The sequence below is a fragment of the Qipengyuania triglochinis genome (genome assembly GCF_054655615.1).
Window position 1 is genome coordinate 446,739 of record NZ_BAAHND010000001.1, and the last position, 25,997, is coordinate 472,735.

Genomic DNA, 25,997 nt, shown 5'->3' on the forward strand with positions numbered 1-25,997 from the left:
GCATTTTATAGTTGTCACTAGCCAATTGGGCGGGACTAATAATTTGATTTTAAGAAAGCCTATAACGCAAAGAACTAAGAGATATTACAGAGCAAAGCCGGTTCGCAATTAATCGGAAAGTAATTCGTCAATCAGCTGAATGTGGAGATAAAAATGACCCAAGCTAAATTTCGAGTTTCCTCGTTTGCAGCTGGTATTGCACTGCTCGCTGGTGGACTAAGCCCATCTACAGCTATTGCTCAGACATCTCAGGCTCCCAACGAGAGCCGCGTTAGCTCTGGCCGCGAAGGACAGAACACAACTAGGTTGACGATCTCTAATGTTTTCCAAAAACAATTGGAGCTTGAGAGCCTAGACCGCGATAATCCGAAAAATCGTAACTACGCTGGTGCTAAGGCGATGGTGTCCTGCGTTGTCCGTCGCAGCAAAGGCAAGGCGAACGAGCTGTTCGGCGGACCGTTGACAAACGACCCTCAGTATCAAAACCTTAGCAATGTATTGACCAAGAAATATCGGAACTGCCTCGTCTCTGGAGCAGACGGTGTCCCAATGTATGTAGTTAATGCAGCTTTGGCAGAGCAGCTTCTGGGCGATGAAAAACTCAAGGTCGATAATCGAGCGGTGACTCCAGATTTCTACCTTGAAAATGGTAAGATAACTTCTCTAGAAGGCCTAAGTCGCTGTCTGTCGGCGCATTCCCCACAAATGACCCTGCGCTATCTGCAAACTAAGCCGGGATCTGAAAATGAAAAAGCGGAGCTCGCCAACCTTTACGGCTCTACTCCTCAGTGCGGAGTAAGTGAGCCTGTCGATCTCCCGGAGGTTGAACAGAGGGCGCTGCTCGCCACGAGTTTGTATCAATGGAAACATGGAATTTAGCCTCCATGGCTTACCTACGCTCGAATCTTTCTAGTAATTTTACGTCAATCGGAAGCTAAATCGTAACAATGCCTAAAGTCACCGTAGACGGTCAGGAAATCGAGGTTCCGGAGGGCGCTACCGTCCTTCAGGCTTGCGAGCTTGCGGGCAAGGAAATTCCGCGTTTCTGCTATCATGAGCGGCTCTCGATTGCCGGCAATTGCCGCATGTGCTTGGTCGAGGTGAAGCCTGGCCCCCCCAAGCCGCAGGCGAGTTGTGCGCTCCCGGCCACGGACGGGCAAGAAATTCGCACGGACAGCGATATGGTTAAGACCGCGCGCGAAGGGGTGATGGAGTTTCTCCTCATCAACCATCCGCTGGATTGTCCGATTTGCGATCAGGGCGGTGAATGCGATCTGCAGGACCAGTCGGTGGCCTATGGCCGCGGGGCGACCCGCTACGAAGAAAACAAGCGCGCAGTAACCGAAAAATACATGGGTCCGCTGATCAAAACGATCATGACGCGGTGTATCCACTGTACCCGATGCGTGCGCTTCAGCGAAGAAATTGCCGGCGTGGACGAAATCGGTGCTGTCGGTCGTGGCGAAGACATGCAGATCACAACATATCTAGAGCAGGCTGCCGAGCATGAGCTTTCGGCGAACGTGATAGATTTATGCCCGGTCGGTGCGCTGACTTCGCGCCCCTACGCCTTTGAGGCCCGTCCTTGGGAACTGAAGAAGACGCTCAGCATCGATGTTTCCGATGCTGTCGGCGCGAATATTCGTCTCGACAGTCGTGGTCGCGAAGTTATGCGCGCGCTTCCGCGAGTGAACGACGCAGTCAATGAAGAGTGGTTGTCCGACAAGGGCCGCTACATGGTCGATGGTCTTTCAAAGCGTCGCCTCGACAAGGTTTTCATGCGGAAGAAGGGAGGGCTAAAGCCAGCCACTTGGGACGAGGCTTTTAAAGCCATCGCTAAGGCCAAACCAGGTAAGGATATCGCCGCCATTGCTGGTGATATTGTCGATTGTGAGACGATGTTCGCCGCCAAGGCGCTGTTGAGAGCCTGTGGCTCGTCGCTAATCGAAGGCCGCCAGACCGGCATGGATTACGACGTGTCGAACCTCGCGGCGGTGAATTTCAACTCCACCTTCGAAGGGCTTGAGCACGCGAACGCAATTCTGATTGTCGGTAGTCATATTCGCTGGGAAGCACCGCTGGTTAACGTGCGCATCCGCAAGGCAGTGAAGCGCGGTGCCAAGGTTTTTGTCGTCGGTCCGCATTGGGACACGACCTATCCGGCGGAGTTCCTGGGCACCGATCTCGGCGTGCTAAACGATCTGCCCGGCAATGTCTCCGAAGCTTTTGGGGGTACGGATCGCTCCGCGGTCATCGTTGGCGGTGGCGCGCTCAAGGGCGCGCATGGCAAGGCGCTGGCCCTCGCGATTGATTTCGGCGCGGATTTCAACGTCCTGCATTTCTCGGCTGCGCGGATGGGTGGATTGATGCTCGGCTTCGCGCAGAAGGGCGGTATGGCAGATATCGTCAAGGCTAAGCCCAAGCTAGTGATCAGCCTTGGTGCCGATGAGATGAATTTCGAGCTCTTCGCCGATGCGTTGAAGGTCTATATTGGCCATCACGGTGACAAGGGCGCCCATGCTGCCGATATCATTCTGCCCGGCGCCAGCTATGCCGAGAAGGACGGGACCTACGTCAACACCGAAGGTCGGGTGCAATTTGCCGAGAAAGCCGTCTTCGCACCGGGAGACGCACGTGAAGATTGGACTATCCTCCGCGCGCTTGCCGACGCGCTTGGCGTCGAGGTCGGCTTCGACAGCTTTTCGCAACTGCAGGCTGCAATGATTAAGGAAGTTCCGTCGCTTGGCGAGGAGGGTCTCGTCGATTTCGGTGAGTTACCTAAGGCGGATGGTGCGGCAAAGGCCGAAGGCACGATGAGCGCCTATCCGATCCAGGACTTCTACCTTACGAACCCGATCGCCCGCGCCAGCGAAGTCATGCAGCGCTGCTCAGCAGAACTGCTTCACGGCGGCGAACTGGCGGAGGCAGCGGAATGACTGATTTCTTCCAATCGCTTGGTATGAACTACGAATGGGCGTGGGGCATTGCCACCATCGCTGGGATCCTGCTGATTGCGCTGCCGCTGATGCTGGCTGTGGCGATGATTATCTACGTGGACCGCAAGGTATGGGCTGCGATCAACTTGCGTCGTGGTCCGAACGTAGTCGGGCCTTTCGGTTTGCTGCAGAGCTTCGCCGATGGTCTGAAGGTTTTCCTCCAGGAAACCATCATTCCGAGTGCCGCTAACAAAGGCATCTTCATCCTGGCTCCGATTGTCACATTCACGGTGGCACTTGCGGCTTGGGCAGTAATTCCATTCAGCGCAACGGCCGTGCTCGCCAACATTAATGTGGGGCTGCTCTATATCCTCGCGATCAGTTCGCTTTCGGTTTACGGCGTGGTTATGGCGGGCTGGGCGTCGAATTCCAAATATCCTTTCTTCTCCGCCATGCGCGCAGCAGCCCAAATGATTAGCTACGAAGTCTCGATCGGCTTCATCTTGGTTTGCGTCATTCTGTACGCCGGGACATTTAATCTGAACGAGATAGTCCTTGCGCAAAAGGGCCACGGTTTCGGCATTGTGAATGGTTATTTCTTCAACCTGCTCTTGTTCCCGATGTGGGTGATGTTCTTCATCTCCAGCCTAGCAGAAACCCAGCGTGTCCCCTTCGACCTTACCGAAGCTGAAAGTGAGCTTGTTGCAGGGTATCAAACCGAATACAGCTCAATGAGCTTCGCGCTGTTCTGGCTCGGCGAATATGCCAACATCCTCCTGATGTGCATGCTGAATGCTCTGCTATTTTTCGGCGGATGGCTGCCTCCGATCGACTGGGCGCCGCTTTATTACGTGCCTGGTATCGTCTGGCTTCTGCTCAAGGCATTTTTCTTCTTCTTCATGTTCAGCTGGGTCATGGCCACAGTGCCGCGTTATCGTTATGACCAACTTATGCGGCTTGGCTGGAAAGTATTCCTGCCGATCAGCCTGCTGTTCGTCGTTCTTATTTCCGGTTGGCTCATGGCCACCGGCCACTACGGAGCCGCCGCATGAGCGTCGCGCAACTCGTAAAATCGTTCACTCTCTGGGAGTTCGTGAAGGCTCATGCCCTTACGTTGAAGTATTTCTTCAAGCCCAAGGTGACGATCAATTATCCATTCGAAAAGAACCCGCTCTCGCCTCGTTTTCGGGGTGAGCATGCGCTGCGCCGCTACCCTAACGGTGAAGAGCGCTGCATCGCCTGCAAACTTTGCGAAGCAGTGTGCCCCGCTCAGGCCATCACGATCGAGAGTGAGCCTCGCGAGGATGGGAGCCGCCGAACCACGCGGTACGATATCGACATGACGAAGTGCATCTACTGCGGCTTCTGTCAGGAAGCGTGTCCGGTGGATGCAATCGTCGAGGGACCGAATTTTGAATACGCGACCGAAACGCGCGAGGAATTGCTTTACGACAAAGCCAAACTGCTCGCGAATGGTGACAAGTGGGAGCGGGCCATAGCCGCGAACCTTGAAGCCGACGCACCCTACCGCTAACCGCGCCGCAAACGAATCCGGGGCATCATGATACAGACTATCGCCTTTTACTTGTTCGCGGTGCTTGTGATCGCATCGGCCGTGATGGTGATCACGGCCCGCAATCCCGTGCATTCCGTGCTCTGGCTCATCTTGGCTTTCTTCAACGCTGCCGGACTGATGGTCCTGGTAGGCGCTGAATTTATCGCGATGCTGCTAGTCATTGTCTACGTCGGCGCTGTCGCGGTCCTGTTCCTTTTCGTCGTTATGATGCTCGATATCGACGTCGCCGCCTTAAGGGCCGGGTTCGTAAAGAATTTCCCGCTTGGTATCGTAATTGCGCTTATCCTGCTCGCCGAACTCGTTTTGGGCCTGAGCGCGTATCGGGTTGGCGCGATTGAGCTTGGTACGTCAGTAGCAAGCGATGCCCCTGCTTTGATTGGTAGCAATACCGGCGCAATCGGCGCGTTGCTTTACTCTAGATATCTGTTCCTGTTTGAAGCCGCCGGCATCATTCTGCTCGTTGCCATGATTGGCGCAATCGTGCTGACCCATCGTCCGCCGAAGAGCAAACGCGGCCATCAGGACATTGGTAAGCAGGTTCGGCGTAACCCGGAAGAAGCTACTGTCATGAAGCAGCCCACAGTGGGCGAGGGGATCGAACTGTGATCGGCGTCGAACATTATGTCATCGTCAGCGCGATCCTGTTCGTGCTCGGCGTGCTTGGAATTTTTCTGAACCGGAAGAACATCATCGTCATCTTGATGGCAATCGAGCTCATCCTTTTGGCCGTGAACCTCAATCTCGTCGCTTTCAGCGCGTTTCTGGGTGATCTCGTGGGGCAGGTCTTCGCCATGTTCGTCCTCACCGTCGCAGCTGGCGAGGCGGCCATCGGCCTAGCCATTCTCGTGATTTACTTCCGAGGCCGCGGCACCATCGCGGTCGACGATGCCAACCGGATGAAGGGATAAGCATCCGTGCAGACCTCCATTCTTTTCATCGTCTTTCTCCCATTGCTCGCGGCAATCGTTGCCGGACTTGTCAACAAGGGGGCGCCCAGCGTTTTCGCCAAGGCAATCACGACTGGCGCTCTGTTCGTTGCATGTATTCTGAGCTGGCCCATATTCCTCGGCTTCGTAAGTGGCAGCGCAGAAGCAACCGTCGTACCGGTGCTGACCTGGATGCAATCCGGCGATCTCGCGTTCGATTGGGCGCTTCGTGTCGACACTCTGACTGCCATCATGCTTGTTGTGATCACGACGGTCTCCGCGCTCGTGCATCTCTACAGTTGGGGCTACATGGATGAGGACCCGGATCAGCCGCGGTTCTTCGCCTACCTCTCGCTGTTCACCTTCGCCATGCTCATGCTGGTTACGGCCGACAACCTCGTCCAGATGTTCTTCGGATGGGAAGGGGTCGGCCTTGCTAGCTATCTGTTGATCGGTTTCTGGTTCAAGAAGCCGAGTGCCAACGCTGCAGCCATGAAGGCGTTCGTAGTGAACAGGGTCGGGGACCTTGGGTTCATGCTTGGTATCTTCGGAACTTTCTGGGTGTTCGGAACGGTTTCGATCCCCGAAATTCTTGCTGCCGCGCCTGGTATGAGCGGCGCGACGATCGGCTTCCTCGGCCTGCGCGTTCACACTATGGACGTACTGTGTGTCCTTCTTTTCATCGGTGCCATGGGTAAGTCGGCTCAGCTCGGCCTGCACACCTGGCTGCCGGATGCGATGGAGGGACCGACGCCGGTTTCTGCCTTGATCCACGCTGCCACCATGGTGACAGCGGGCGTATTCATGGTTTGTCGTCTGTCACCGATGTTCGAGACGGCCCCGGTCGCGCTTGGGATGGTGACCTTCATTGGTGCAGCAACCTGCATCTTTGCCGCAACGGTCGGTACGACGCAGTGGGACATCAAGCGCGTCATCGCCTATTCCACCTGCTCGCAACTGGGTTATATGTTCTTTGCAGCAGGTGTGGGCGCATATGGCGCGGCCATGTTCCATTTGTTCACGCATGCTTTTTTCAAGGCGTTGCTGTTCCTTGGTGCAGGATCTGTCATTCACGCCATGCATCACGAACAGGACATGCGGTATTATGGTGCGCTGCGTAAGCATATCCCGCTGACGTTCTGGGCGATGCTGTTCGGGACACTCGCCATCACCGGGGTCGGCATCTATCATCTCGGGGCGGGTTTTGCCGGTTTCTGGTCGAAAGATGCGATTTTGGAGGGCGCCTATGGGCGCGGCACGGATCTTGGCAACTTTGCTTTCTGGATGGGAACGCTCGCTGCCCTGCTGACGAGTTTTTATAGCTGGCGCCTCATGTTCCTGACCTTCTGGGGCAAACCGCGGTGGGCTGATAGCGAGCATATCCAGCATGCGGTTCATCACGGACATGACGAACCGGAAGAGCATAACCCTCCGATCCAGGAAGATGCCGGTCACGATGCAAAGCATCACGTGCCCTCGGAACATTACGAAGCTGGTACAGCAGGCTATCATCCGCACGAAAGCCCGATCAGTATGCTGATCCCGCTGGGTGTCCTCTCGCTTGGTGCAATTCTAGCTGGCCAAATCTTTGCACCGACCTTCCTCGACAGCGAGGCTTTCTGGAACGGGGCAATCTTCTACAACGAGGACCTCATTCACCGAATGCACAATGTACCGTACCTCGTGAAGTACGCAGCATTCATCGTGATGCTTATCGGTCTGTTCGTAGCGTGGCTTGGCTACATCAAGGACACATCTGTTCCCGGCAAGGCTGCCGAACAGCTTGGTCCGGTTTATCGGTTCTTCTACAACAAGTGGTACTTTGACGAACTTTACCACTACCTGTTTGTGGTTCCCGCATTCTGGCTTGGACGTCAGTTCTGGAAGCTCGGCGATATGGGAACTATCGATCGCTTCGGTCCGAACGGTGTGGCCTGGGTTATCGAGAAGGGCTCAGTCGGAGCCAAGCGGTTCCAGACCGGATATCTTTATAGTTACGCGCTGGTGATGCTCCTCGGGCTTGTCGCCGCCATCACCTGGGTACTGTTCTGATGGAGTTTCCCATCCTCTCGATCATGCTCGCTGTGCCGCTCGTCGCGGCCGTCGCCTGCCTGTTTCTCAACGCCTCTACGGCGCGCATGGTTGCGCTTGTCGCAACTCTGATCGACCTTGCGCTCGGCATACTGCTTTGGCTCAATTACGATATTGGTGGAGCGCAGTGGCAGTTCACGGAGCGGGCCCAGCTCTTCGCAGGTTTTCAGTACGCCCTTGGCATCGATGGTATTGCACTGATGCTGATCATGCTCAGTGTTTTCCTGATGCCTATCTGCATTCTGGCGAGCTGGGACTCGATCCAAAAGCGCGTTGGCGAATATATGGCAGCGTTTCTGCTGATGGAGATGCTGATGATCGGCGTCTTCGCCGCTCAGGACATCTTCCTATTTTATATCTTCTTCGAGGCAGGCCTCATTCCGATGTATCTCATCATCGGTGTCTGGGGCGGTGATAATCGCATTTACGCTTCGTACAAGTTCTTCCTCTATACGCTGCTCGGCTCCGTTTTGATGCTGATCGCCATGCTCTGGATGGTCAACGATGCAGGGACGACCGAAATTCCTGCATTAATGCAATATGATTTCCCGGCGGATGCGCAGTTCTGGCTGTGGCTCGCCTTCTTTGCGAGCTTCGCGGTGAAGATGCCGATGTGGCCAGTCCATACGTGGCTTCCGGATGCCCATGTCCAAGCACCAACTGCCGGTTCTGTCATCCTCGCGGGCGTCTTGCTCAAACTCGGGGGCTACGGGTTTATCCGCTTCAGTCTGCCGATGTTCCCCGATGCAAGTGCAGACTTGGCCTGGTTGGTCTTCGCTCTTTCCATGATAGCGGTCGTCTACACGTCACTGGTTGCACTGGTGCAGGCGGACATGAAGAAGCTGATCGCTTATTCGTCTGTCGCTCATATGGCGATTGTGACTGTCGGCCTTTTCGCATTCAATGTTCAGGGACTTGAGGGCGCGATGATGGTCATGCTTGGCCATGGGCTCGTATCGGGTGCCTTATTCCTCTGTGTGGGCGTAATCTACGATCGGCTGCACACGCGGGAAATCGCGCGGTACGGCGGCTTAAGCATGAACATGCCGAAGTACGCATTGTTCTTCTTGCTCTTCACCATGGCGAGCGTTGGCTTGCCGGGCACAAGCAACTTTGTAGGCGAGTTTCTTGCACTGGCGGGTATCTACGAGGTTTCAACATTCGTGACGCTGGTCTGCACCACGGGCATTATACTTGGCGCCGCCTACATGCTTTACCTCTACCGACGTGTAGCATTTGGGGAGCAGAAGAACGCCGATGCCGCCGCAATGACCGATCTCAATGCCCGTGAATGGGCCATGCTAGCCCCGATCGCAGCCGCGGTGCTGTGGATGGGCATATATCCCGAAAGTTTCCTTGCCCCCATGCGTCAGGACATCGTCGCCCTCGAAACACGCCTCGCCAGCGTTGCACCCCGTTATGATAGCCCGCTGGTTGTGGGTGCCCCGCGTGAACAGGCGGCGAATTACGTAGCTCCTATCCATGCCGAAGAAGGCCATGAAGGGGAGGGCTCACACTGATGTCCTACTCCACCTCTCTTTACTTGACCGGAGCAGAGATCGGTCTTTCGCTGGCGGGCCTCATCCTCCTGCTGGTGACGGCTTGGACCGGCGAAAAAGCCGCACGTGCAATCACCGTAGCAGCAGTTGCCGCTCTCTTCGGTGCCCTGTTCTTCAACATTTCGTTGTTCGATCAAGGGGCACCGGGTCTAGCTTTTGGTGGGCTTTTCCTTGCTGATGGATTTGCAGTCTTCGCCAAGAGCCTTGTCTACATTGCAACTATTGCCTGCCTCATCGTAGCTCCACGTTACTTCGATGCTCGTGGCCAGTATCGCGGTGAATATCCTGTTCTGATGCTCTTCAACGCCGTCGGCATGGGCATGATGGTGTCAGCGACTGACTTGATGACGCTTTATATTGGCCTCGAGATGTCGAGCCTCTCCTCTTACGTCCTGGCGAGCTTTGCACGTAGCAACGAAAAATCGAGTGAAGCGGGTCTAAAATACTTCGTGTTGGGCGGTCTCGCTTCAGGTATCATCTTGTACGGAGTGAGCCTGGTATACGGCTTTTCCGGCACGACAAATTACGAGGGTATCAGAGCTGCCTTCGCTCTCGACTTTTCGACCGGCGCGATGTTTGGCGTAGTCTTCGTACTTGCTGGACTCGCCTTCAAAATCGCCGCGGTGCCGTTCCACATGTGGACTCCCGATGTGTATGAAGGCGCGCCTACTCCGGTTACAGCCTTCTTTGCAAGCGCACCCAAGGTGGCAGCTGTCGCGATGTTGGTTCGAATGGTTACGGGTCCTTTCGGAGGCCAGATCGAAGCGTGGCAACAGATTGTTATTTTCGCGGCTCTCGCATCGATCGTGGTCGGCGCTTTGGGAGCGATCGGACAAGCAAATCTGAAGCGCCTGCTCGCCTATTCTTCAATCAACAACGTGGGTTTCATACTCATCGGTCTTGCCGCTGCGACCCCTGAAGGTGTGTCTGGCGTGTTGGTCTACCTCTTCATTTATGTCTTCATGACAATCGGTAGCTTCACAGCGTTGCTCATGCTTCGGGATGCAGAGGGTAATGCTCTAACCACCTTCGACGATATCTCTGGCCTATCGACAACAAGCCCGGCACTTGCGTGGTGCTTGCTAGCTTTGATGTTCAGTTTAGCCGGCATCCCACCTCTGTTCGGGTTCTGGGGAAAATTCGTAGTTTTCCAGGCTGCCGTACAGGCCGACATGATCGCACTCGCGGCGATCGGTATTGCGGCCAGTGTTATCGGGGCGTTCTATTACATCAAGTTTGTGAAGGTGATGTTCTTCGACGAACCGAAGGGCGGAAAGCCCGCCTTTGCTCCGATGTCACACTGGGTCGTCATCGGACTGAGCGTGCTCGTAATTTCGCCCCTCGGGTATTTGCTCACCCCATGGCTCGGTAATTTGGCCAATACGGCGGCTCAGGCGCTGTTCTTTCAGATTTGATCCGGACAGTTCCAGAAACCGGGAGTACCAACGCCGATCTCGCTTCCGCTGTCCGGACTGGAGAGATCGTCCGCGAAGGCCACTGGCTCATTGCTGACCGGCAGACGTCGGGGCGAGGGCGGCAAGGGCGCGCATGGTTCGACGGTCTAGGGAACTTCATGGGTTCGACGATTGTGCGTGTGCACGATCGAGATCCGGCGCCAGCAACTTTAGCGCTGGTGTCGGCACTGGCTCTCTATGAAACGGTTCATCCTCTGATCTCTGGTCGCGCAGATCTAATATTGAAGTGGCCTAACGATCTCCTTCTGGGAGGCGCCAAACTGGCCGGCATACTCCTTGAGCGGGAGAGCGATACGATTGTTATCGGTATCGGAGTCAATCTCGGAGTCGCTCCGGACCTGCCCGACCGCAGAACGGTTGCCCTGTCGAAATTTGGCCCGGCTCCCGATCGGGATTTGTTTGCGCGATCACTTGCCAACAATTTCGCTCGCGAGGTCGATCGGTGGCGTAGCTATGGTTTGGAGCCACTCGTGCGTCGCTGGGAAAGTGTCGCGCATCCGCCAAGCGCCGAACTGACGATACATCCGCCGGGCGAAGCTGCTCTAAAGGGTGCATTCGCAGGGCTGACCGAAAGTGGAGCCTTACGCTTACGCTTGGCCGGTGGCGAAGAGCGTGTCATTCATGCAGGCGACGTTATGCTCGCTGATGAGGAGAGCTGAATCATGCTGCTGGCGGCCGATGTCGGGAATACCAATGTAGTCTTCGCGCTTTTCGACGGGCGCGATATCAAGGCGCGCTGGCGAATTGCGACTGACGCAAGACGGACTGGCGATGAATACGCTGTGTGGCTTCTTCAGCTCCTCAATCTGGAAGGTTATTCGCGCGAAGATATCAAACAAATCATCATCGGTTCGGTCGTGCCGCGATCAATTCACAATCTCACCGTACTCGCTCAGAAGTATTTCAGCGTCGAGCCTGTAATCGCCGGACAGGGGGAAGCCGAATGGGGTTTCGAACTCGACATCGAGCAGCCCAGTTCGTTGGGTGCGGACCGTGCCCTGAATGCCTTGGCCGCGCATGCAAAATACGATGGTGATCTGATCGTAATCGATTTCGGTACAGCGACGACATTCGATATGGTCGATTTTAACGGTGCCTATAAGGGCGGCATAATCTCGCCAGGCATCAATCTCTCTCTGGATGCTCTCGTCGGCAACACCGCCAAGCTTCCACGTATTGCTATCGAAAAACCGGCTAGCGAAAGCGTGATCGGCAGAAATACCGAGCAACAGATGTTGATCGGCGTGTTCTGGGGCTATGTCAGCTTGATTGAAGGTCTGATCGAGAGGATGAAGCGGGAGATTGGGCGGCCTGCGAAAGTGGTCGCCACTGGCGGATTAGCTCTTCTTTTTGACGAGCACACCAATCTATTCGACGCCGTTGATAGCGACCTTACGCTCGACGGCCTCGCCATTTTAGCGGAGCGCGCATCCCCTTGAAAAAGAATTACAGCCCAGAAGACGAACTCCTTTTCCTCGCGTTAGGAGGATCGGGTGAAATCGGCATGAACGTCAATTTGTACGGATGTCAGGGGCGCTGGCTCATGGTTGATCTGGGAATGACGTTTTCGGGCGGACAGTATCCGGGTGTCGATCTGGTATTCGCCGATCTCGAATTCATCGAAGACCGAGACGAAGATCTCGAGGCTATCGTACTGACCCATGCGCACGAAGATCACATCGGGGCAGTGCCTTACTTCGCGGCGGATCTCGAGGTCCCGATCTTTGCCACGCCCTTCACGGCGGAACTGGTGCGGAGAAAGCTGCAGGAAGCCAATCTCGAGCGTGAAGTCGAGTTGCATGTTATTGAGGAAGATCACGGTAGCTTTCATGTGGGACCTTTCGAGGTCACCTATATTCCACTCGCGCACTCGATTGCCGAGGGTAACGCGTTACTGATCAACACGCCCCACGGGAAGATATTCCATACCGGCGACTGGAAGCTCGACGAAGACCCTATAATCGGTGAACCTGCTACAGAGGAAGAACTTACCAAGATCGGTGACGAGGGAGTTCTTGCGCTAGTCTGCGACAGCACAAATGTCTTTAATCCGTCGCCAAGCGGATCAGAAGGGGCTGTATTCAAGGGCTTGCTTGAAGAGGTTCAGAAACATTCCGGCAAACGCGTGCTGGTGACAACCTTCGCAAGTAATGTCGCCAGACTGCATACACTTGGAGAGGTTGCTCGCGAGACGGGACGACAGATATGCGTTGCGGGCCGCTCGCTTGATCGCATCATCGAAGTTTCTCAAGCGAATGGCTATCTGACGGATTTTCCCGAACCAGTCGATTTCGATACGGCAATGGGACTACCGCGCGGCGAAGTGCTGATCCTGGCAACCGGGGGCCAGGGGGAGCCTCGAGCTGCACTTTCCCGGATTTCGGAGGACAATCATCCCCTGAAACTGGTTTCCGGAGATGTAGTTCTTTTCTCCAGCCGACAAATTCCAGGTAATGAATTGGCCATCGGCGCGGTTCAAAACCGTCTGGCATCCAAGGGTGTTACGATGGTTACCGATAGGCAGGGCATGATCCACGTATCCGGTCATCCCGGACGTCCGGAGTTGGAAGCTCTCTATGGCTGGTTGCGCCCCGACGTGCTGGTGCCAGTTCATGGCGAAATGCGGCATTTGCAGGAACAGGCGCGGCTTGGCCGGGCCAATGGCATTGCGGATGCTGTCGTGCAGCAGAACGGTGATATTGTTAGGCTTGCTCCAGGCGCACCGGGAAAAATTGCCGAGGTAAGGGCAGGGCGGCTCGTTCTTGATGGCGATATCATAACCCCGGCAGACGGAGATAGCATCGTCATGCGTCGTCGTATCATGCAGGAGGGTGTCGTAATGGTTGCTCTCGACGACCGCCTCAATCCCATCATCGATAGTCTGGGGCTGCCATTGGATGAAGATTATGACGACTTCGTTCGAGAAACTGTCGAGGATATCCGTGCCGCGATAGGAAAATTGAAGGGTGTGGATCGCAAGTCAAGCAGCAGGGTCCATGAAGCGGCTCGTCTGGCGGCGCGCCGTGCGGCTCAGCGATGGTCGGGAAAGCGCCCCCAAGTGCGTGTAATACTTCCTACCATTGGGCTGAGTTAATCCGATGAATTTGCCAATGGATTGGACTTCGATCCTTGCGATCTACGCATTGTTTTGGGTCGTAAGCGCATTCGTGCTGCTTCCATTCGGAGTGCAGACTCACGAAGAAGCCGGCCTTGAGAAAGTGCCGGGACAAGCTGATAGTGCCCCGGCAAATTTCAGACCTGGCCTCATAGCCAAGCGCGCCACTGTGCTCGCTGCCTTGCTGACCACATTATACGTACTCAATTATGGATTTGGATGGATCGAGGCTAGGGACCTCATTTTCTGGGGCCCCACCGCCAACTGACCCTTATTGCCTCAATCGTTCGAGCGCTTGCGCGAGGATCACATAGAGCTTGCCCATATCGCTCGACAGCAGCGTTACGCTGACCGCATTGCCATCCCGGGTAGAAAGAAGAGTCCTGAGCATCGCTTCGAAATCGTGTATGTACCGATTGACGTGGTCTCGGAAATCGCTGTCAGAATCGTAAATTGATGCGATTTCTCGTGCTTCGGAACTGTCGAGGAGCCGAACGGCGCGCCGCGTGAAGATACCGCGATCCCCTCGGAGATAGCTTGCCCAAGCCGTATCGGTGACTTCGCTCGACAAGGCCTTGGCGATATCGATCGAATTTGAATTCAGGCTTTCGGTGATCAGAGCGACACGCCTAGCAAAATCACTGTCGATTGTGTCGGTCGCCTTGTCACGTGCGTGCGCGACGCGCGCCTCCAAGTTATTTGTAAGGTCGTTGAGCCTGGCCAGCTGATCTCGAAGATTTTGGGCCATCTCACGCGTCGCCGTATTCGACCGGGCTCGCGCTGCATCAAGTTCTTCCAGCGCATTTTCGGTTTTCTCGGCGAGAGCGCGATAAATTGCATCGGCGCTACGGGAACCGATTTTTTCTGCCAATCGAGAAATCCGTTCCGCTTGCTCGTCCTCTATAGAAGCGAGCGCCGTCTTGGCCTTGTCTTCCAATGCGGCGATCGCGTCACGTAATTCAGCCTGTACCTGCTCCGCAAATGTGTCACTGTCCGATGCCAGAGAGGCAAGTGTTGCCCGAAGACGTTCGACTTCCTCGACCTGCCGCGCCGATGAACCGTCAAAATCGGTCTGGAAGGTACCTATGTCTTCGATCGCCTTGTTCAGTCGATTGGCAACAGTTTCCATCCCGCCATCGAGTGCTTCACCGGTGGCGCGCGCGTCTTCCAGTAATGCGTGCACTCTCTCTGAACGACGTTCGAGCTCTACAAGGCCGGCTTCAGACATTTCCATCGCCTTGGGAAGATCTTCACCGGTCTTTTTGGCACTTGCCTGGATGAGCTCCAACAAGCGGACGCTTGCATCGGTCAGACGTGCGATATCCTGATCCGTACCGTCGAGCGCTTCCCTGCTGTTGCGAAGCTGCTTGGAGAGCGCGTCGATGCCGCCGGAGAGGGCTTCTCTAGCTTCATGACCTTGGGCGGCAACTTTGCTGAAAGTCAGACCTAGGGCGTTCACGCGCTCACCGAGTTCGTCTCCCTCGACAATGAGAGCTGACAATTGATCGCGCTGTGCTTCTCGCCGAGCGGCGATCGCTTCGTCGAGTAAGGCCATATTCTCGTTCATCTGAGCGGCAAGGGCGTCCTGTGCATCCGCCAAGGCTTGAGTCCGTTCAGCAGTATCTTCGTCGAACTGTTGGTTACGTTCCGCAATTCGTGCATCCACTTGAGCGGCTTCTTCGGAAAGAGCGCGAAGTTTGGCATGGGCAGCGTCAAGCGCTGCATTGTCGATCGTTTTGATTTCCTCGACGGTTGCTTCGAGACTGCCTTTCATCACATCGATCTGACGCGTCCATGCGTCGATCGCCAAGTCCTCTCCTTCTCTCACAGACGACGCGATCTCTCCTGCTTCGCGACGCAAAGTTTCCATTCGCTCTCTCATTGCCGTGACGGAATTGTCTTCCTGAGCCGATACTTCGGCATGGGTATCTGCGAGCTCGTTTCGCAACGCAAGACTGCGTGCTCGTAGTGCCGAAAGCGCTTCGATTTCCTGTGCTTGCAAATCGCTCCGGATAGCATCGCTGCCTTCGACCAGGGTTGCGAACCGTTCGTTGGCTATTGTCTCGAGTTGGCCGGCCTGCGTGGAAAAAGCGGAGAGCGCTTCATCGACCCTTTGTCGCAGCGCGTGAACTTGCCGCTCGCTCGCTTCTCCAAATTCATTCAGTCTTTCGAAGGCCGAAACGAGAGCGCCAAGTTGATCCCTAGCGGTCCGGCCTGCTCCGACGATTTGATTTGAGACGTCTTTGGCCGAATTGGCGACAACCGGTAAATCCCCGCGCAACCTCTCCATGTTTTCCAATGCTGTCTCGCTGATGGCTGCGATCGAATTCAGTCGATCGTCATTTTCCGCGATCAAGCCTCGTAAGTTTTCAGCGTGTACGGTGATCCGTTCGGATGCGCTGCGGCCAAGATATTCCAGATCGCGCGATTGGTTGCCAAGAAATTCCCGCGCGAGACTGAGTTCACGATTCACGGTGACCAGACGTCGCTCGAGCAGCGCTGTTTCCTCTGACAAAGCACGTGCGGTATTGTTGTAACGCGCAGCCTCGCGAGTGGCCGTGCGCGAGAGGAGAACCCAGCACACCAGGATGACCATGACGGGCACCGACCAATTTGCTGCCAGCGATGCCCATTCTCGCGCCGAAAGATCTGTGAAAACCGAGGCGTTTGCCCAAATGTAGAAGGCGGTCCATCCCAGAATTGCCATTGTTGCAAATAATGGGATGGCCCAACTACTGGGCCGTGTTTCTGTCTCTTCTTCCACCCATTCGGTCTCGACCCATTCCTCATCGCTGGACGAGAATTCGGGGGCATTCTCAGCGACCGGTTCTGCGAGATTACCATCGGCGGTATCAGCGCCATCCACTACCGAGATATGTGAGCGTTTTTTCATAGTATGGTTCTATCACAAGAACCGCTGGCAGAAACCCTTGTTAACTATTGTAACCCGCAGAATGCTGCGCTTTACCCCGTTTCGCAACCGACCAAGTCAAGAACAATAACGAAATTCCCCTTCAGCGGCGATTTGCACCGGCGGATTTTGCGAGCTAGCGGGGCGGGGCAGCTTCGAACACCACAACTGAGGAGAAACCGTGCGTATCGCAGTGCTGTCCACGCTGGATACAGATGGCTCGCAAGGTGAAGTACGGGCAGCTTTCCGTCGGTTCGCTGGAGTAACGATCGCCGAACACCAGCTCGACCTTGCCCTGCGGATCGGGTGTGATCGCATCATTTGCTTGGCGGAATCCATCGGGGCCCAAGTTTTGGATCTTCAAAATCGTGCGGAAATGGCAGGAGTGAAGTTCAGGGCGGTGAAATCTGCGGGTCGCCTTCCGGGGATGATCGGGCGCGAAGATGAACTTGTCCTTCTTTCCAGCGGTCTATTAGCTGACGAAGAAGCAGCCATCGCCGCCATGCAATGCCAGTGTATTCCGGCTTTTCCTGCCGATATCGCGGTTCCTCTGGGTTATGAGAGGATTGATCGAGGGCTTGCTTGGAGCGGCATCTTGCGCGCGCCGGGCGAGTTGGCAGGCGAGCTCGAGCATTTGCCGGAGGATGTCGACGTCGTTTCGGCTTTATTGCGGATCGCATTGCAAAACGGAGTTATGCCTACATTGCTGGACAGAGGCCTGATTTCAAAAGGCGATTGGCAACTTGTTCCGGATGTTGACGCGCTAGCGGCGAGGGAAAAGCGCTGGATAGACGCGCAGCGCGAAAATATCTCGTTCCGTGCCCCCGGAATGGCGATCGCAGAGCGCGCTGGGGCCAGGCTTGCTCGTGACATAATCGGCAAGAAGACAGAGTTCCTCCCATCGATAATCGCGATGGCGTGCGCGGTTGGTGCCGTGTTGACTGCGTTTTTCAACCTTCCGAGCTATGGTCTCATTCTTGCTACCTTCGTAGCGCTCTTCAACCATCTTGCGACCGTTGTTGATCGAGTTGCCTTAAAAGGGAGGTCTACAGTATTTCCATACTATTCACGCCGCATCCTGAAATACATGCTTGATCCGCTTTTCGTTATACTGCTGGGCCTAATCGCGCCCGAAGGGCTGGGCTGGATGGGGTTTTTCGCTCCGCTCATCCTGTTCGGACTACTACAGCTTGGCGAAACTTACGCGAACAATCGATGGCGGCGTTCATACGCTGATCGAATAAGTGTAGGGATTTTGCTGAGCGCAGCAGCTTTCTTGCAAATTTCTGCGGAGATGACAGCGATCCTAGCTCTTCTTGTCTTGGTTTCGCGTTTTTTCAGGGGTGCTCGCGCGGTATAACCAGGTATTAACCGTGCAGCCTTAAAGCTATGGCAGGCGCATCGAATGGCCACATCGACGATCGACGTGGAATCGACAGGTATCGAGAAAAGCCAGTTTCGGCCGATCGATAGAAAGATCGACAACTATGGAAAGCCTCCAGTCCAGAGAACTCGGCTTTGCACAAACGGATTATGCGGACCGTCTCTTAAAGGCCGACGGACTACTCGGGCGCCTCAACGTCGAGTGTGGAGGGCGCATCGGTGCAACCTTGGCTATTCCGGAACTGCTCGACATCGTGGTCAAGGCAAGGGAATACGACCAGTGTCTGTCGCGCCAATTTACGGCGATCGACAAGGACCAGCGAGTTTCTGCTTGGGTTGAGGTTCAACCGAGAAGGCATGGCGAAGCAGGCTGTTCGATCAAAACTCTCGCTTGGCATGTCGAGGATCTGCTCTGTGAAAGGCATGTGCGAGCTGGGAGCCGCAGAGGCGAGATTTTGGCTCAGCTTTCCGATTTGACTATTCAGATTGATCAATTCCAGAGAATTATTGCCGTCGACAATGCGGGTTCAGAATTTGACGGGATCGCGAAGCGCTTGCGTGAAAACCTAGGCCAAATCTGGACTCGATTTATCTGCTTACCCGCAAGCCCCGAGGAGATGAACGAAGCCGCGAAGAAAGCAGTGTCCTTCAGTTGTAGATTTCCCGATACGACTGAAGAGTGGACGGTGTGGATTGAAGGTACGGATGATGAAGATCCGCTTGGAGAAACCACTACAATCCATTTCTTCGCCCGCCAATCGCGGGTGGCTCAGCCCGCCATTCCAGCGGGTACCCCCTCGCTTGGCAGAGACCTCACGCCCGTGCTGCGGCAGCCAATAAACCGTATAATTGCGAATGCCGAGACGATGCGTACCCAGCTAGCGGGGCCTTTAGCCGCCGAGTATAGCGACTATGCAGCGGACATTGCCAGTGCAGGGCAACATCTATTGGGTCTTATGGATGATCTGTCTGATCTTGCCGTTATTGAGTCAGATGGTTTTACGACGGCACCAGATCGCATAGATCTTGGGGATGTAGCTCGAAGAGCCTGCGGAATTTTGCGGGTCAGAGCAAGAGAAAGGGGAATCGAGCTAGAGCCGCCACCAGAAGGAGAAAGCCAACGCGCCATCGCCGAATTCCGACGCGTCCTCCAAGTGCTGCTCAACCTTATTGGTAATGCCATCCGTTATGCACCGGAAGACAGCAGGGTTTGGGTGCGGCTTGACGCGGCAGACGGACTAGCGCTGGTTACGGTCGCCGACCAAGGGTTCGGTTTGACTGCGGAAGAACAAGTCAGAATATTCGAAAAATACGAGAGGCTTGGCCATGATGGAGATGGCGGAACTGGACTTGGTCTTTATATTTCGCGGCGAATAGCGAGAGCAATGCACGGTGATCTCACCGTTGAAAGTGCACCGGGTCAGGGAGCGCGGTTCATTCTTGCCGTGCCCGGCGGAGATTAAACTGTCAGGGACTTAAAGCTAAGCCTTGCGGTTTCCTCTTAGGAAAAGCGCAAAGCCTACCGCAAACACGATAAAGCCTATCACAGCCCAACGGCTGTCCGCCAGCATGAAGCTGTCGGTGGGCCAAGATACCAGGTATAACCCTTGTAAAACCCAAAGGCCTCCGGAGAGCATGAATGCCACTCCGAAGACCTTGAGGAAAAATTGCATTTAGCGCTGACCGATTGGAACGTAGTCGCGTTCGGTGGGGCCGGTGTAAAGCTGACGCGGACGCCCGATGACCTGGCCAGGATCGGAGATCATCTCGTTCCACTGCGCTACCCAGCCGACCGTGCGGGCGAGGGCGAACAACGCCGTGAACATCGTGGTCGGGAAACCGATCGCATTCAGGATGATGCCCGAATAGAAGTCCACGTTCGGAAAAAGCTTCTTCTCGCGGAAATAATCGTCATTCAGCGCGAGTTCTTCAAGCTTGAGAGCGGTTTCGAATACCGGATCGTTGACGTTAAGTGCGTCGAACACCTCACGCAGAGTCTGCTGCATCACCGTGGCGCGCGGATCGTAATTCTTGTAAACGCGATGACCGAAGCCCATCAGACGGAACGGATCGTTCTTGTCCTTGGCCCGCTCGATATAGTGCGGAATACGATCAGGCGAACCGATTTCCTGCAGCATGTTCAGTGCAGCTTCGTTCGCACCACCGTGGGCGGGGCCCCAAAGGCAGGCGATACCGGCTGCGATACAGGCGAAGGGATTAGCACCCGACGAACCAGCCAAACGCACCGTCGAAGTCGACGCGTTCTGTTCGTGATCGGCATGGAGGATGAAGATCCGGTCCATCGCCTTCTCGATCGCGGGATGGATTTCGTATTCCTCAGCCGGAACCCCGAAAGTCATTCGAAGGAAATTGCCGGTATAGCTGAGGTCGTTTTTCGGCTGCATGAAAGGCTGGCCGATCGAGTATTTGTACGCCATCGCCGCAATTGTCGGCATCTTGGCAATCAGCCGGTGACTGCTGATGGTCCGATGTTCGGGGTCGGAGATGTCGGTGCTGTCATGATAGAACGCCGAAAGTGCTCCAACTACGCCGCACATGATTGCCATAGGGTGCGCGTCGCGGCGGAAGCCCTGGTAGAACTGGCGCAGCTGATCATGCACCATTGTGTGGCGCGTGATGGTATAATCGAAATCGTCCAACTCATCCTGGCTCGGCAGTTCGCCATTGAGCAGGAGATATGCGACTTCCATGAAGCTCGAATTCTCTGCCAGCTGACCGATCGGATAACCACGGTGAAGAAGTACGCCCTCTTCACCGTCAATGTAGGTCAGCGCGCTTTCGCAGCTCGCCGTGGACTTGTAGCCTGGGTCGTATGTGAATTTGCCGGTCGATCCATAGAGCTTGCGGATGTCTATCACATCCGGCCCGACGCTACCTTCGAGGACGGGAAAGTCCTGGCTCTGGTCGCCTAGGTTGAGAGTTGCCTGTTTATCGGCCACGCTAATCTCCTCAGTTCAATTCATTCGGTTCCGGCGGGCGCAGCTTGCGCATCTATGCGCGCGAGCGATTCTTCCTTGCCCAGCAGGACCAGTACATCGAAAATTCCGGGCGATGTGGTGGTGCCCGTTAACGCAGCCCGCATAGGCTGCGCCAGCTTGCCGAGACCCAATTCCAGCTCTTCGGCATACGCTTTCGTAGTGGCTTCGAGAGCCTCGATTGTCCAGTGATTTTCCTCGGCTAAGCGGGCCGACAGGACCCCCAGGCGGTGACGTGCTTCATCGTCGAGCAGCGAAGCTGCTTTCTCCGTCATCGGCAAAGGGCGTTCTACGAAAAGAAATGCCGCGCCTTCAGTTAATTCGTTAATACTTTTTGCACGTGGTTTCAAAACCGGCATTGCCTCGGCGAGCAATTTTTCATCCGCATTATCGCCAATGCGGGCGGCGACGAGGCGGGCAAGGCGTGCATCATCCGCTTCACGAATATAGTGACCGTTAAGATTTTGCAGCTTCTTGATGTCGAAGCGCGACGCGCTCTTGCCCACACCATCAAGATCAAACAACTCAATCGCCTCTTCGCGCGTGATTTCCTCGCGGTCGCCATGCCCCCAACCAAGGCGCAACAAGTAATTGAACAAGGCTTCGGGAAGGACGCCTTCTTCATCTCGATAGGCTTCAACACCTACTGCTCCATGTCGCTTCGACAGCTTCGCCCCGTCGCTCCCGTGAATGAGCGGCACGTGCGCGTAAACCGGATCCGGCCAGCCACCTTCGATGTTGTTCATTGCTCGCACTACTGGCAGTTGGCGGAATGCGTTGTTCAGGTGATCATCGCCACGTATGATATGCGTTACACCCATGTCGTGATCATCCACTACCACGGCGAGCATATAGGTCGGCGTCCCGTCGGCGCGTAATAAGATGTAGTCGTCGATTTCAGCGTTCTGGACAGTGACTTTACCTTGCACTTCGTCTTGAATAACCGTCTCGCCTTCGGTCGGCACTTTCAGGCGGATGACATAGGGTGCACCTTCCGGAGCCTCGCTTTCGTCGCGGTCCCGCCAACGGCGATCATATCGCATGGGAAGCTTTTGGGCGCGTTGCTCTGCACGCATAGCTTCAAGCTCTTCTGGTGTGGCGAAGCATTTATAGGCATGGCCAGCTTCCAGCAATTGCCTTGCGACCTCTGCGTGGCGTTCGGCACGATCAGACTGAAAAACCGGTGGCTCGTCGAAATCGAGACCCAGCCAGTCCAGGCCTTCGATGATCTTGTCGATGGCATCCTGGGTGCTGCGCTTACGATCTGTATCCTCGATACGCAGTAGGGTCTTTCCGCCATGGTGGCGAGCATATAGCCAGTTGAACAGCGCAGTGCGCGCCCCACCAATATGTAGGAAGCCGGTAGGCGAGGGCGCAAATCGTGTAACCACCTGCTTGCTGGTTTCGCTTGCCATTGCTTCGTCTTTCCTTTCAAGTCTTTGCATGGCGACACAGGGGACGCCGATCGTGCCGTTCGGCGAAGGGGATCGGCCCGCCGATGCTGCAGTGCAGCGCCCTTGGCGTATGCGTGCTCCAATGTCCAGAATGGCCACGGCTGCGGAAGCGTTTCTGGACCGCTCTTCCTTCGACCGAGGTCCTTGGCTTACGGTCTTTTTAGCGACCGGCATTGGCTTATGGTTTGTGCTGCATGAACCGTGGCAATGGATAATGGTTGCCGCAATTTGCGTGTCGTTCTTCGTGTCAGCCGGCCTGTGGAAAGGAACGGGCGATTACCCCAATCTGCGCCTGGCTGTAGCAGCAATAGGGTTGGCAATAGCACTGGGACTCGCGGTGATATCCGCAAGGTCCGCGCTGATTGGTGCCGAACCCATCGACTACCCGCGCATGATGACACTCGACGCACGCATTCTTGAACGAGAGTTGCAGCCAGCTGAAGGGCGGGCGCGACTGGTGGTGGCAGCTCGTGATGGCGCGAGCGGAGAGGCGTTCAAGGTAAGAGTCAACGTTCCCAGTGAGCGTTATTCTCCTGCGTATGGGCCGGGTGCGCGCGTGCACTTCAAAGCGCGTTTGATGCCGCCTGCCCCGCCATTGCTGCCCGGCGCTTATGATTTTGCGCGGAGGGCCTGGTTCGACGGATACGCGGCCACAGGTTCGCTATCCGGCACTATCAAACTGATCGAACCAGCACCGCAATCCTCCGGTACCATTGCACGAGTTCAGGAAGGACTATCTCACCACGTGCGGGAGAGGCTGGAGGGTTCTGCGGGGACAATCGCGGCGGCTTTTGCAAGCGGGGATCGCGGAGCGATTGCGAAAGCCGACGAAGCCGCCATGCGTGACGCAGGGCTGACCCATCTGTTATCCATCAGTGGGCTGCACGTTAGCGCCGTAATCGCGGCAGCTTATTTTCTTGTGATGAAGTCTCTCGGCCTTTGTCCATGGTTGGCGCTGCGCATTCGTTTGCCGCTGCTGGCTGCTGCGATCGCCGCAGGTGCAGGCATTGCCTACACCCTATTGACTGGCGCTGAGGTGCCCACCGTTCGAAGCTGCGTCGGCGCTCTGCTGGTTCTCATAGCCTTGGCGCTCGGACGAGAGCCGTTATCGATGCGGATGGTAGCGGCGGCGGCCGCCGTGGTTCTCTTTCTCTGGCCGGAATCGCTGGTGGGGCCCAGCTTTCAGATGAGCTTTGCAGCGGTGATTGCGATCGTGGCTCTTCATAACTGCAGTCCTGTTCGCGACTTTCTGGCACCCACGGAGGAAAGCTGGATGCGGCGTACTGCAAAGAGGGTCGTAATGCTGTTTGTTACGGGGCTGGTGATTGAGATCGCGCTTACTCCGATCGTCCTGTTCCATTTCCATCGCGCCGGGCTCTATGGCGCGTTCGCGAATGTGATCGCCATTCCCTTGGTCACATTCGCTTCGATGCCATTGATCGCCATCGCTTTGCTGCTCGACTTTTTCGGCGCAGGCGCGCCGTTCTGGTGGCTTGCAGGACAGTCGCTCGACCTGATGCTCTGGATCGCGCATGTAACCGCAGCGCAGCCGGGGGCGGTGAAGCTTGTTCCGTATATCGGCCTCTCGACTGTCCTCTTCTTTGTTGCTGGCGGTTTATGGCTCGCTTTGTGGCGGGGGAGGGCGCGCCTGGCTGGATTTGGTCCGGTTGCGATAGGGGCATCCATGCTCGCTACGGCTGCAGCGCCGGATATTCTCGTGGCCAGGGATGGGCGCGATGTCGGCCTGGTTGGCGATGATGGGCGGTTGTTCGTGCTTCGCGACAAACCGGGTAGCTATGCGCAGGGTAATCTTGTCGAACTCGCCGGAACGGAAGTCGCACCTTTGGCTCTCGACCGCTGGCCGGGCGCGCAATGTAGTCCGGATTTTTGCAGCCTGCCGATATCGCGGAACGGCGACACATGGTTTGTCCTTGTCTCGCGCAGTCGGGAGATGATCGACGAGCGTGCTCTTGCTGCCGCCTGCGAAAGGGCCGATATCGTGATCTCAGATCGCTGGCTGCCCCGAAGCTGCAGGCCGAAGTGGCTGAAGTCGGATCGCCGTTTCCTGGAAGAGAACGGGGGGCTGGCCATCTATCTCGACGATCACGTGATCGAAACCGTGGCAGAGCATCAAGGCAGCCATGGATGGTGGAAAGGGGCGACCGGCGATTAGGCCGCGCGTACCGCCCCTTTACCATCGGGATTAGTGATAGCGGCGCAACAGCCCAGCAAGTTTGCCCTGAACCTGAACGCGGCCAGCCTCATAGACCTGCGGTTCGTAGCTGCCGTTCGCAGGGTCGAGGCGAACCATGGCGCCTTCCTTGCGGAGGTATTTGAGCGTCGCCTCCTCGTTATCGACCAGAGCGACCACGATTTCCCCGTCGCGAGCGGTTTCGGTGCGCTTCACCAGTGCGAAATCGCCATCGAAGATACCAGCCTCGATCATGGAATCGCCGCTGACTTCGAGGGCGTAATGATCGCCGGGGCCGAGCAGGGCCGCAGGGACAGGCATTGAGGACTGACCTTCGATCGCCTCGATCGGGGCACCGGCCGCGATACGGCCATGCAAGGGAACCTCGATGATGTCGTTCGCCGGTTCGGGTGCGACCGGCTTGGCTGCATGCGCCGAAACGACAGCGTCGTTTGCTGCCGGGGGAGCAGACGCCGTGGCCGCGCGCACAGTCCCGGTGACCGAATCTTCGGGCAGCTTGATGACTTCCAGCGCGCGCGCCCGATTGGGCAGGCGGCGGATGAACCCGCGTTCTTCGAGCGCGGAGATCAGGCGGTGCACGCCGGACTTGCTCTTGAGGTCGAGCGCTTCCTTCATCTCTTCGAAAGAGGGGGAAATGCCGGTCTCCTCCAGCTTTTCCTGAATGAAGCGGATCAGCTCGTGCTGCTTGGCAGTCAGCATCGGAAAACTCCCATGTTCCTGTTCACAACCCTGTGAACGAATGTGGAACAATTAGGCAACCGATTTTCACAAGTCAAGCAATACAGCCATTTTCGAGCCAGTTGGGGAGAACAGCTGTTCCCCTTTCAGTCCTCCGCCTGCCAGTCGCCCGACTTGCCGCCGGTCTTGGACAGCAGGCGCACGCCGTCGATCACCATCGCGCGGTCGATCGCCTTGCCCATGTCGTAGACCGTGAGGAGAGCGATCCCGGCAGCGGTCATGGCCTCCATTTCCACCCCCGTCTTGCCGGTGAGCGAGGCGCTGGCCACCACGCGGATAGCACTGTCTTCCCGCTCGAACTCCACGGTCACGCTTTCGAGGCCAAGCGGATGGCACAGCGGGATCAGATCGCCCGTTCTCTTGGCGGCCATGATCCCGGCAATCCGCGCCGTGGCGAGCGCATCGCCCTTCGCCGTCGCCCCCGCCATGATCGCATCCAGCGCGTCGGCATTCATGCGGATGCGCCCTTCGGCAACCGCCCGCCGCGCGGTTTCCCGCTTGCCGCCGACATCGACCATATGCGCCGCGCCCTTGTCGTCGAGGTGGGTGAGTTTGTTCATGGTACGGACCTCGAAGCTGAAGGAAGGAGCGCCTGGAGCACATCCCTGGAGCTAAAAACCCCGGA

General features: G+C 56.2%; 21 protein-coding genes. 16 read left to right on the forward strand and 5 right to left on the reverse strand.

The window, feature by feature from the left end:
- Positions 1-153 precede the first annotated feature (153 nt).
- The 13 genes from ACYQ0G_RS02270 to ACYQ0G_RS02330 all read left to right on the forward strand — a co-directional run bounded on the left by ACYQ0G_RS02270 (position 154) and on the right by ACYQ0G_RS02330 (position 13,946).
- Positions 154-879, forward strand: coding sequence for a hypothetical protein (locus tag ACYQ0G_RS02270; RefSeq protein WP_460098806.1), 726 nt, complete (start codon positions 154-156; stop codon positions 877-879).
- 68 nt (positions 880-947) lie between these two features.
- Positions 948-2,936 (forward strand): NADH-quinone oxidoreductase subunit NuoG, encoded by a 1,989-nt coding sequence (gene nuoG, locus ACYQ0G_RS02275; RefSeq protein ID WP_460098809.1) that lies wholly within the window; start codon positions 948-950, stop codon positions 2,934-2,936.
- The gene (gene nuoH, locus ACYQ0G_RS02280; RefSeq protein ID WP_460098812.1) at positions 2,933-3,988 is read left to right on the forward strand and encodes an NADH-quinone oxidoreductase subunit NuoH; all 1,056 of its coding nucleotides are present in this window, start codon (positions 2,933-2,935) and stop codon (positions 3,986-3,988) included. The genes nuoG and nuoH overlap by 4 nt, the downstream gene beginning before the upstream one ends.
- Positions 3,985-4,470 carry an NADH-quinone oxidoreductase subunit NuoI gene (gene nuoI / locus ACYQ0G_RS02285; RefSeq protein WP_221541644.1) on the forward strand — a complete coding sequence of 162 codons (486 nt, stop codon included), beginning with the start codon at positions 3,985-3,987 and terminating at the stop codon, positions 4,468-4,470. Before nuoH ends, nuoI begins: the two co-directional genes overlap by 4 nt.
- A 27-nt stretch (positions 4,471-4,497) precedes the next feature.
- A complete protein-coding gene (locus ACYQ0G_RS02290; protein WP_460098814.1) occupies positions 4,498-5,118 on the forward strand; it encodes an NADH-quinone oxidoreductase subunit J in 621 nt (206 codons plus the stop codon).
- A complete protein-coding gene (nuoK, locus tag ACYQ0G_RS02295; RefSeq protein ID WP_460098817.1) occupies positions 5,115-5,420 on the forward strand; it encodes an NADH-quinone oxidoreductase subunit NuoK in 306 nt (101 codons plus the stop codon). The genes ACYQ0G_RS02290 and nuoK overlap by 4 nt, the downstream gene beginning before the upstream one ends.
- Positions 5,421-5,426: 6 nt before the next feature.
- Positions 5,427-7,490 (forward strand): NADH-quinone oxidoreductase subunit L, encoded by a 2,064-nt coding sequence (gene nuoL, locus ACYQ0G_RS02300; RefSeq protein ID WP_460098820.1) that lies wholly within the window; start codon positions 5,427-5,429, stop codon positions 7,488-7,490.
- Complete coding sequence (locus tag ACYQ0G_RS02305) at positions 7,490-9,049, forward strand: NADH-quinone oxidoreductase subunit M (protein ID WP_460098823.1); 1,560 nt, start codon at positions 7,490-7,492, stop codon at positions 9,047-9,049. The genes nuoL and ACYQ0G_RS02305 overlap by 1 nt, the downstream gene beginning before the upstream one ends.
- On the forward strand, positions 9,049-10,503 hold the full coding sequence (gene nuoN / locus ACYQ0G_RS02310) for an NADH-quinone oxidoreductase subunit NuoN (protein ID WP_460098825.1): 1,455 nt from the start codon (positions 9,049-9,051) through the stop codon (positions 10,501-10,503). The genes ACYQ0G_RS02305 and nuoN overlap by 1 nt, the downstream gene beginning before the upstream one ends.
- Positions 10,500-11,222: a biotin--[acetyl-CoA-carboxylase] ligase gene (locus ACYQ0G_RS02315; RefSeq protein ID WP_460098827.1), complete on the forward strand. Its 723-nt coding sequence runs from the start codon at positions 10,500-10,502 to the stop codon at positions 11,220-11,222. Before nuoN ends, ACYQ0G_RS02315 begins: the two co-directional genes overlap by 4 nt.
- Before the next feature lie 3 nt (positions 11,223-11,225).
- Positions 11,226-12,002: a type III pantothenate kinase gene (locus tag ACYQ0G_RS02320; protein WP_460098829.1), complete on the forward strand. Its 777-nt coding sequence runs from the start codon at positions 11,226-11,228 to the stop codon at positions 12,000-12,002.
- On the forward strand, positions 11,999-13,657 hold the full coding sequence (locus ACYQ0G_RS02325) for a ribonuclease J (protein ID WP_460098832.1): 1,659 nt from the start codon (positions 11,999-12,001) through the stop codon (positions 13,655-13,657). The genes ACYQ0G_RS02320 and ACYQ0G_RS02325 overlap by 4 nt, the downstream gene beginning before the upstream one ends.
- Positions 13,658-13,673: 16 nt before the next feature.
- Positions 13,674-13,946, forward strand: a complete 273-nt coding sequence (locus tag ACYQ0G_RS02330) for a DUF1467 family protein (protein WP_460098834.1) — start codon at positions 13,674-13,676, stop codon at positions 13,944-13,946.
- Between the two features lie 3 nt (positions 13,947-13,949).
- Here ACYQ0G_RS02330 and ACYQ0G_RS02335 read toward each other — a convergent pair whose 3' ends face one another.
- Entirely contained in the window at positions 13,950-16,571 is a 2,622-nt protein-coding gene (locus tag ACYQ0G_RS02335) for a coiled-coil domain-containing protein (RefSeq protein WP_460098837.1), read from the reverse strand.
- Between the two features lie 211 nt (positions 16,572-16,782).
- Here ACYQ0G_RS02335 and ACYQ0G_RS02340 point away from each other — a divergent pair, with 211 nt between their 5' ends.
- Together ACYQ0G_RS02340 and ACYQ0G_RS02345 are read left to right on the forward strand one after the other, a co-directional pair.
- A complete protein-coding gene (locus tag ACYQ0G_RS02340) occupies positions 16,783-17,949 on the forward strand; it encodes a hypothetical protein (protein WP_460098840.1) in 1,167 nt (388 codons plus the stop codon).
- 127 nt (positions 17,950-18,076) lie between these two features.
- Positions 18,077-19,435 (forward strand): sensor histidine kinase, encoded by a 1,359-nt coding sequence (locus ACYQ0G_RS02345; RefSeq protein ID WP_460098842.1) that lies wholly within the window; start codon positions 18,077-18,079, stop codon positions 19,433-19,435.
- Between the two features lie 210 nt (positions 19,436-19,645).
- Here ACYQ0G_RS02345 and ACYQ0G_RS02350 read toward each other — a convergent pair whose 3' ends face one another.
- Both ACYQ0G_RS02350 and gltX read right to left on the reverse strand, forming a co-directional pair.
- Positions 19,646-20,932 (reverse strand): citrate synthase, encoded by a 1,287-nt coding sequence (locus ACYQ0G_RS02350; RefSeq protein ID WP_460098845.1) that lies wholly within the window; start codon positions 20,930-20,932, stop codon positions 19,646-19,648.
- Positions 20,933-20,952: 20 nt separating this feature from the next.
- Positions 20,953-22,383: a glutamate--tRNA ligase gene (gene gltX / locus ACYQ0G_RS02355; protein WP_460098847.1), complete on the reverse strand. Its 1,431-nt coding sequence runs from the start codon at positions 22,381-22,383 to the stop codon at positions 20,953-20,955.
- 130 nt (positions 22,384-22,513) lie between these two features.
- Between gltX and ACYQ0G_RS02360 the strand changes: the two genes are divergently transcribed.
- A complete protein-coding gene (locus tag ACYQ0G_RS02360) occupies positions 22,514-24,595 on the forward strand; it encodes a ComEC/Rec2 family competence protein (protein ID WP_460100589.1) in 2,082 nt (693 codons plus the stop codon).
- A 30-nt stretch (positions 24,596-24,625) separates the two neighbouring features.
- Here ACYQ0G_RS02360 and lexA read toward each other — a convergent pair whose 3' ends face one another.
- Positions 24,626-25,333 carry a transcriptional repressor LexA gene (gene lexA, locus ACYQ0G_RS02365; protein WP_460098849.1) on the reverse strand — a complete coding sequence of 236 codons (708 nt, stop codon included), beginning with the start codon at positions 25,331-25,333 and terminating at the stop codon, positions 24,626-24,628.
- A 125-nt stretch (positions 25,334-25,458) separates the two neighbouring features.
- Positions 25,459-25,932, reverse strand: a complete 474-nt coding sequence (gene moaC / locus ACYQ0G_RS02370) for a cyclic pyranopterin monophosphate synthase MoaC (protein WP_460098851.1) — start codon at positions 25,930-25,932, stop codon at positions 25,459-25,461.
- Positions 25,933-25,997: the final 65 nt, after the last annotated feature.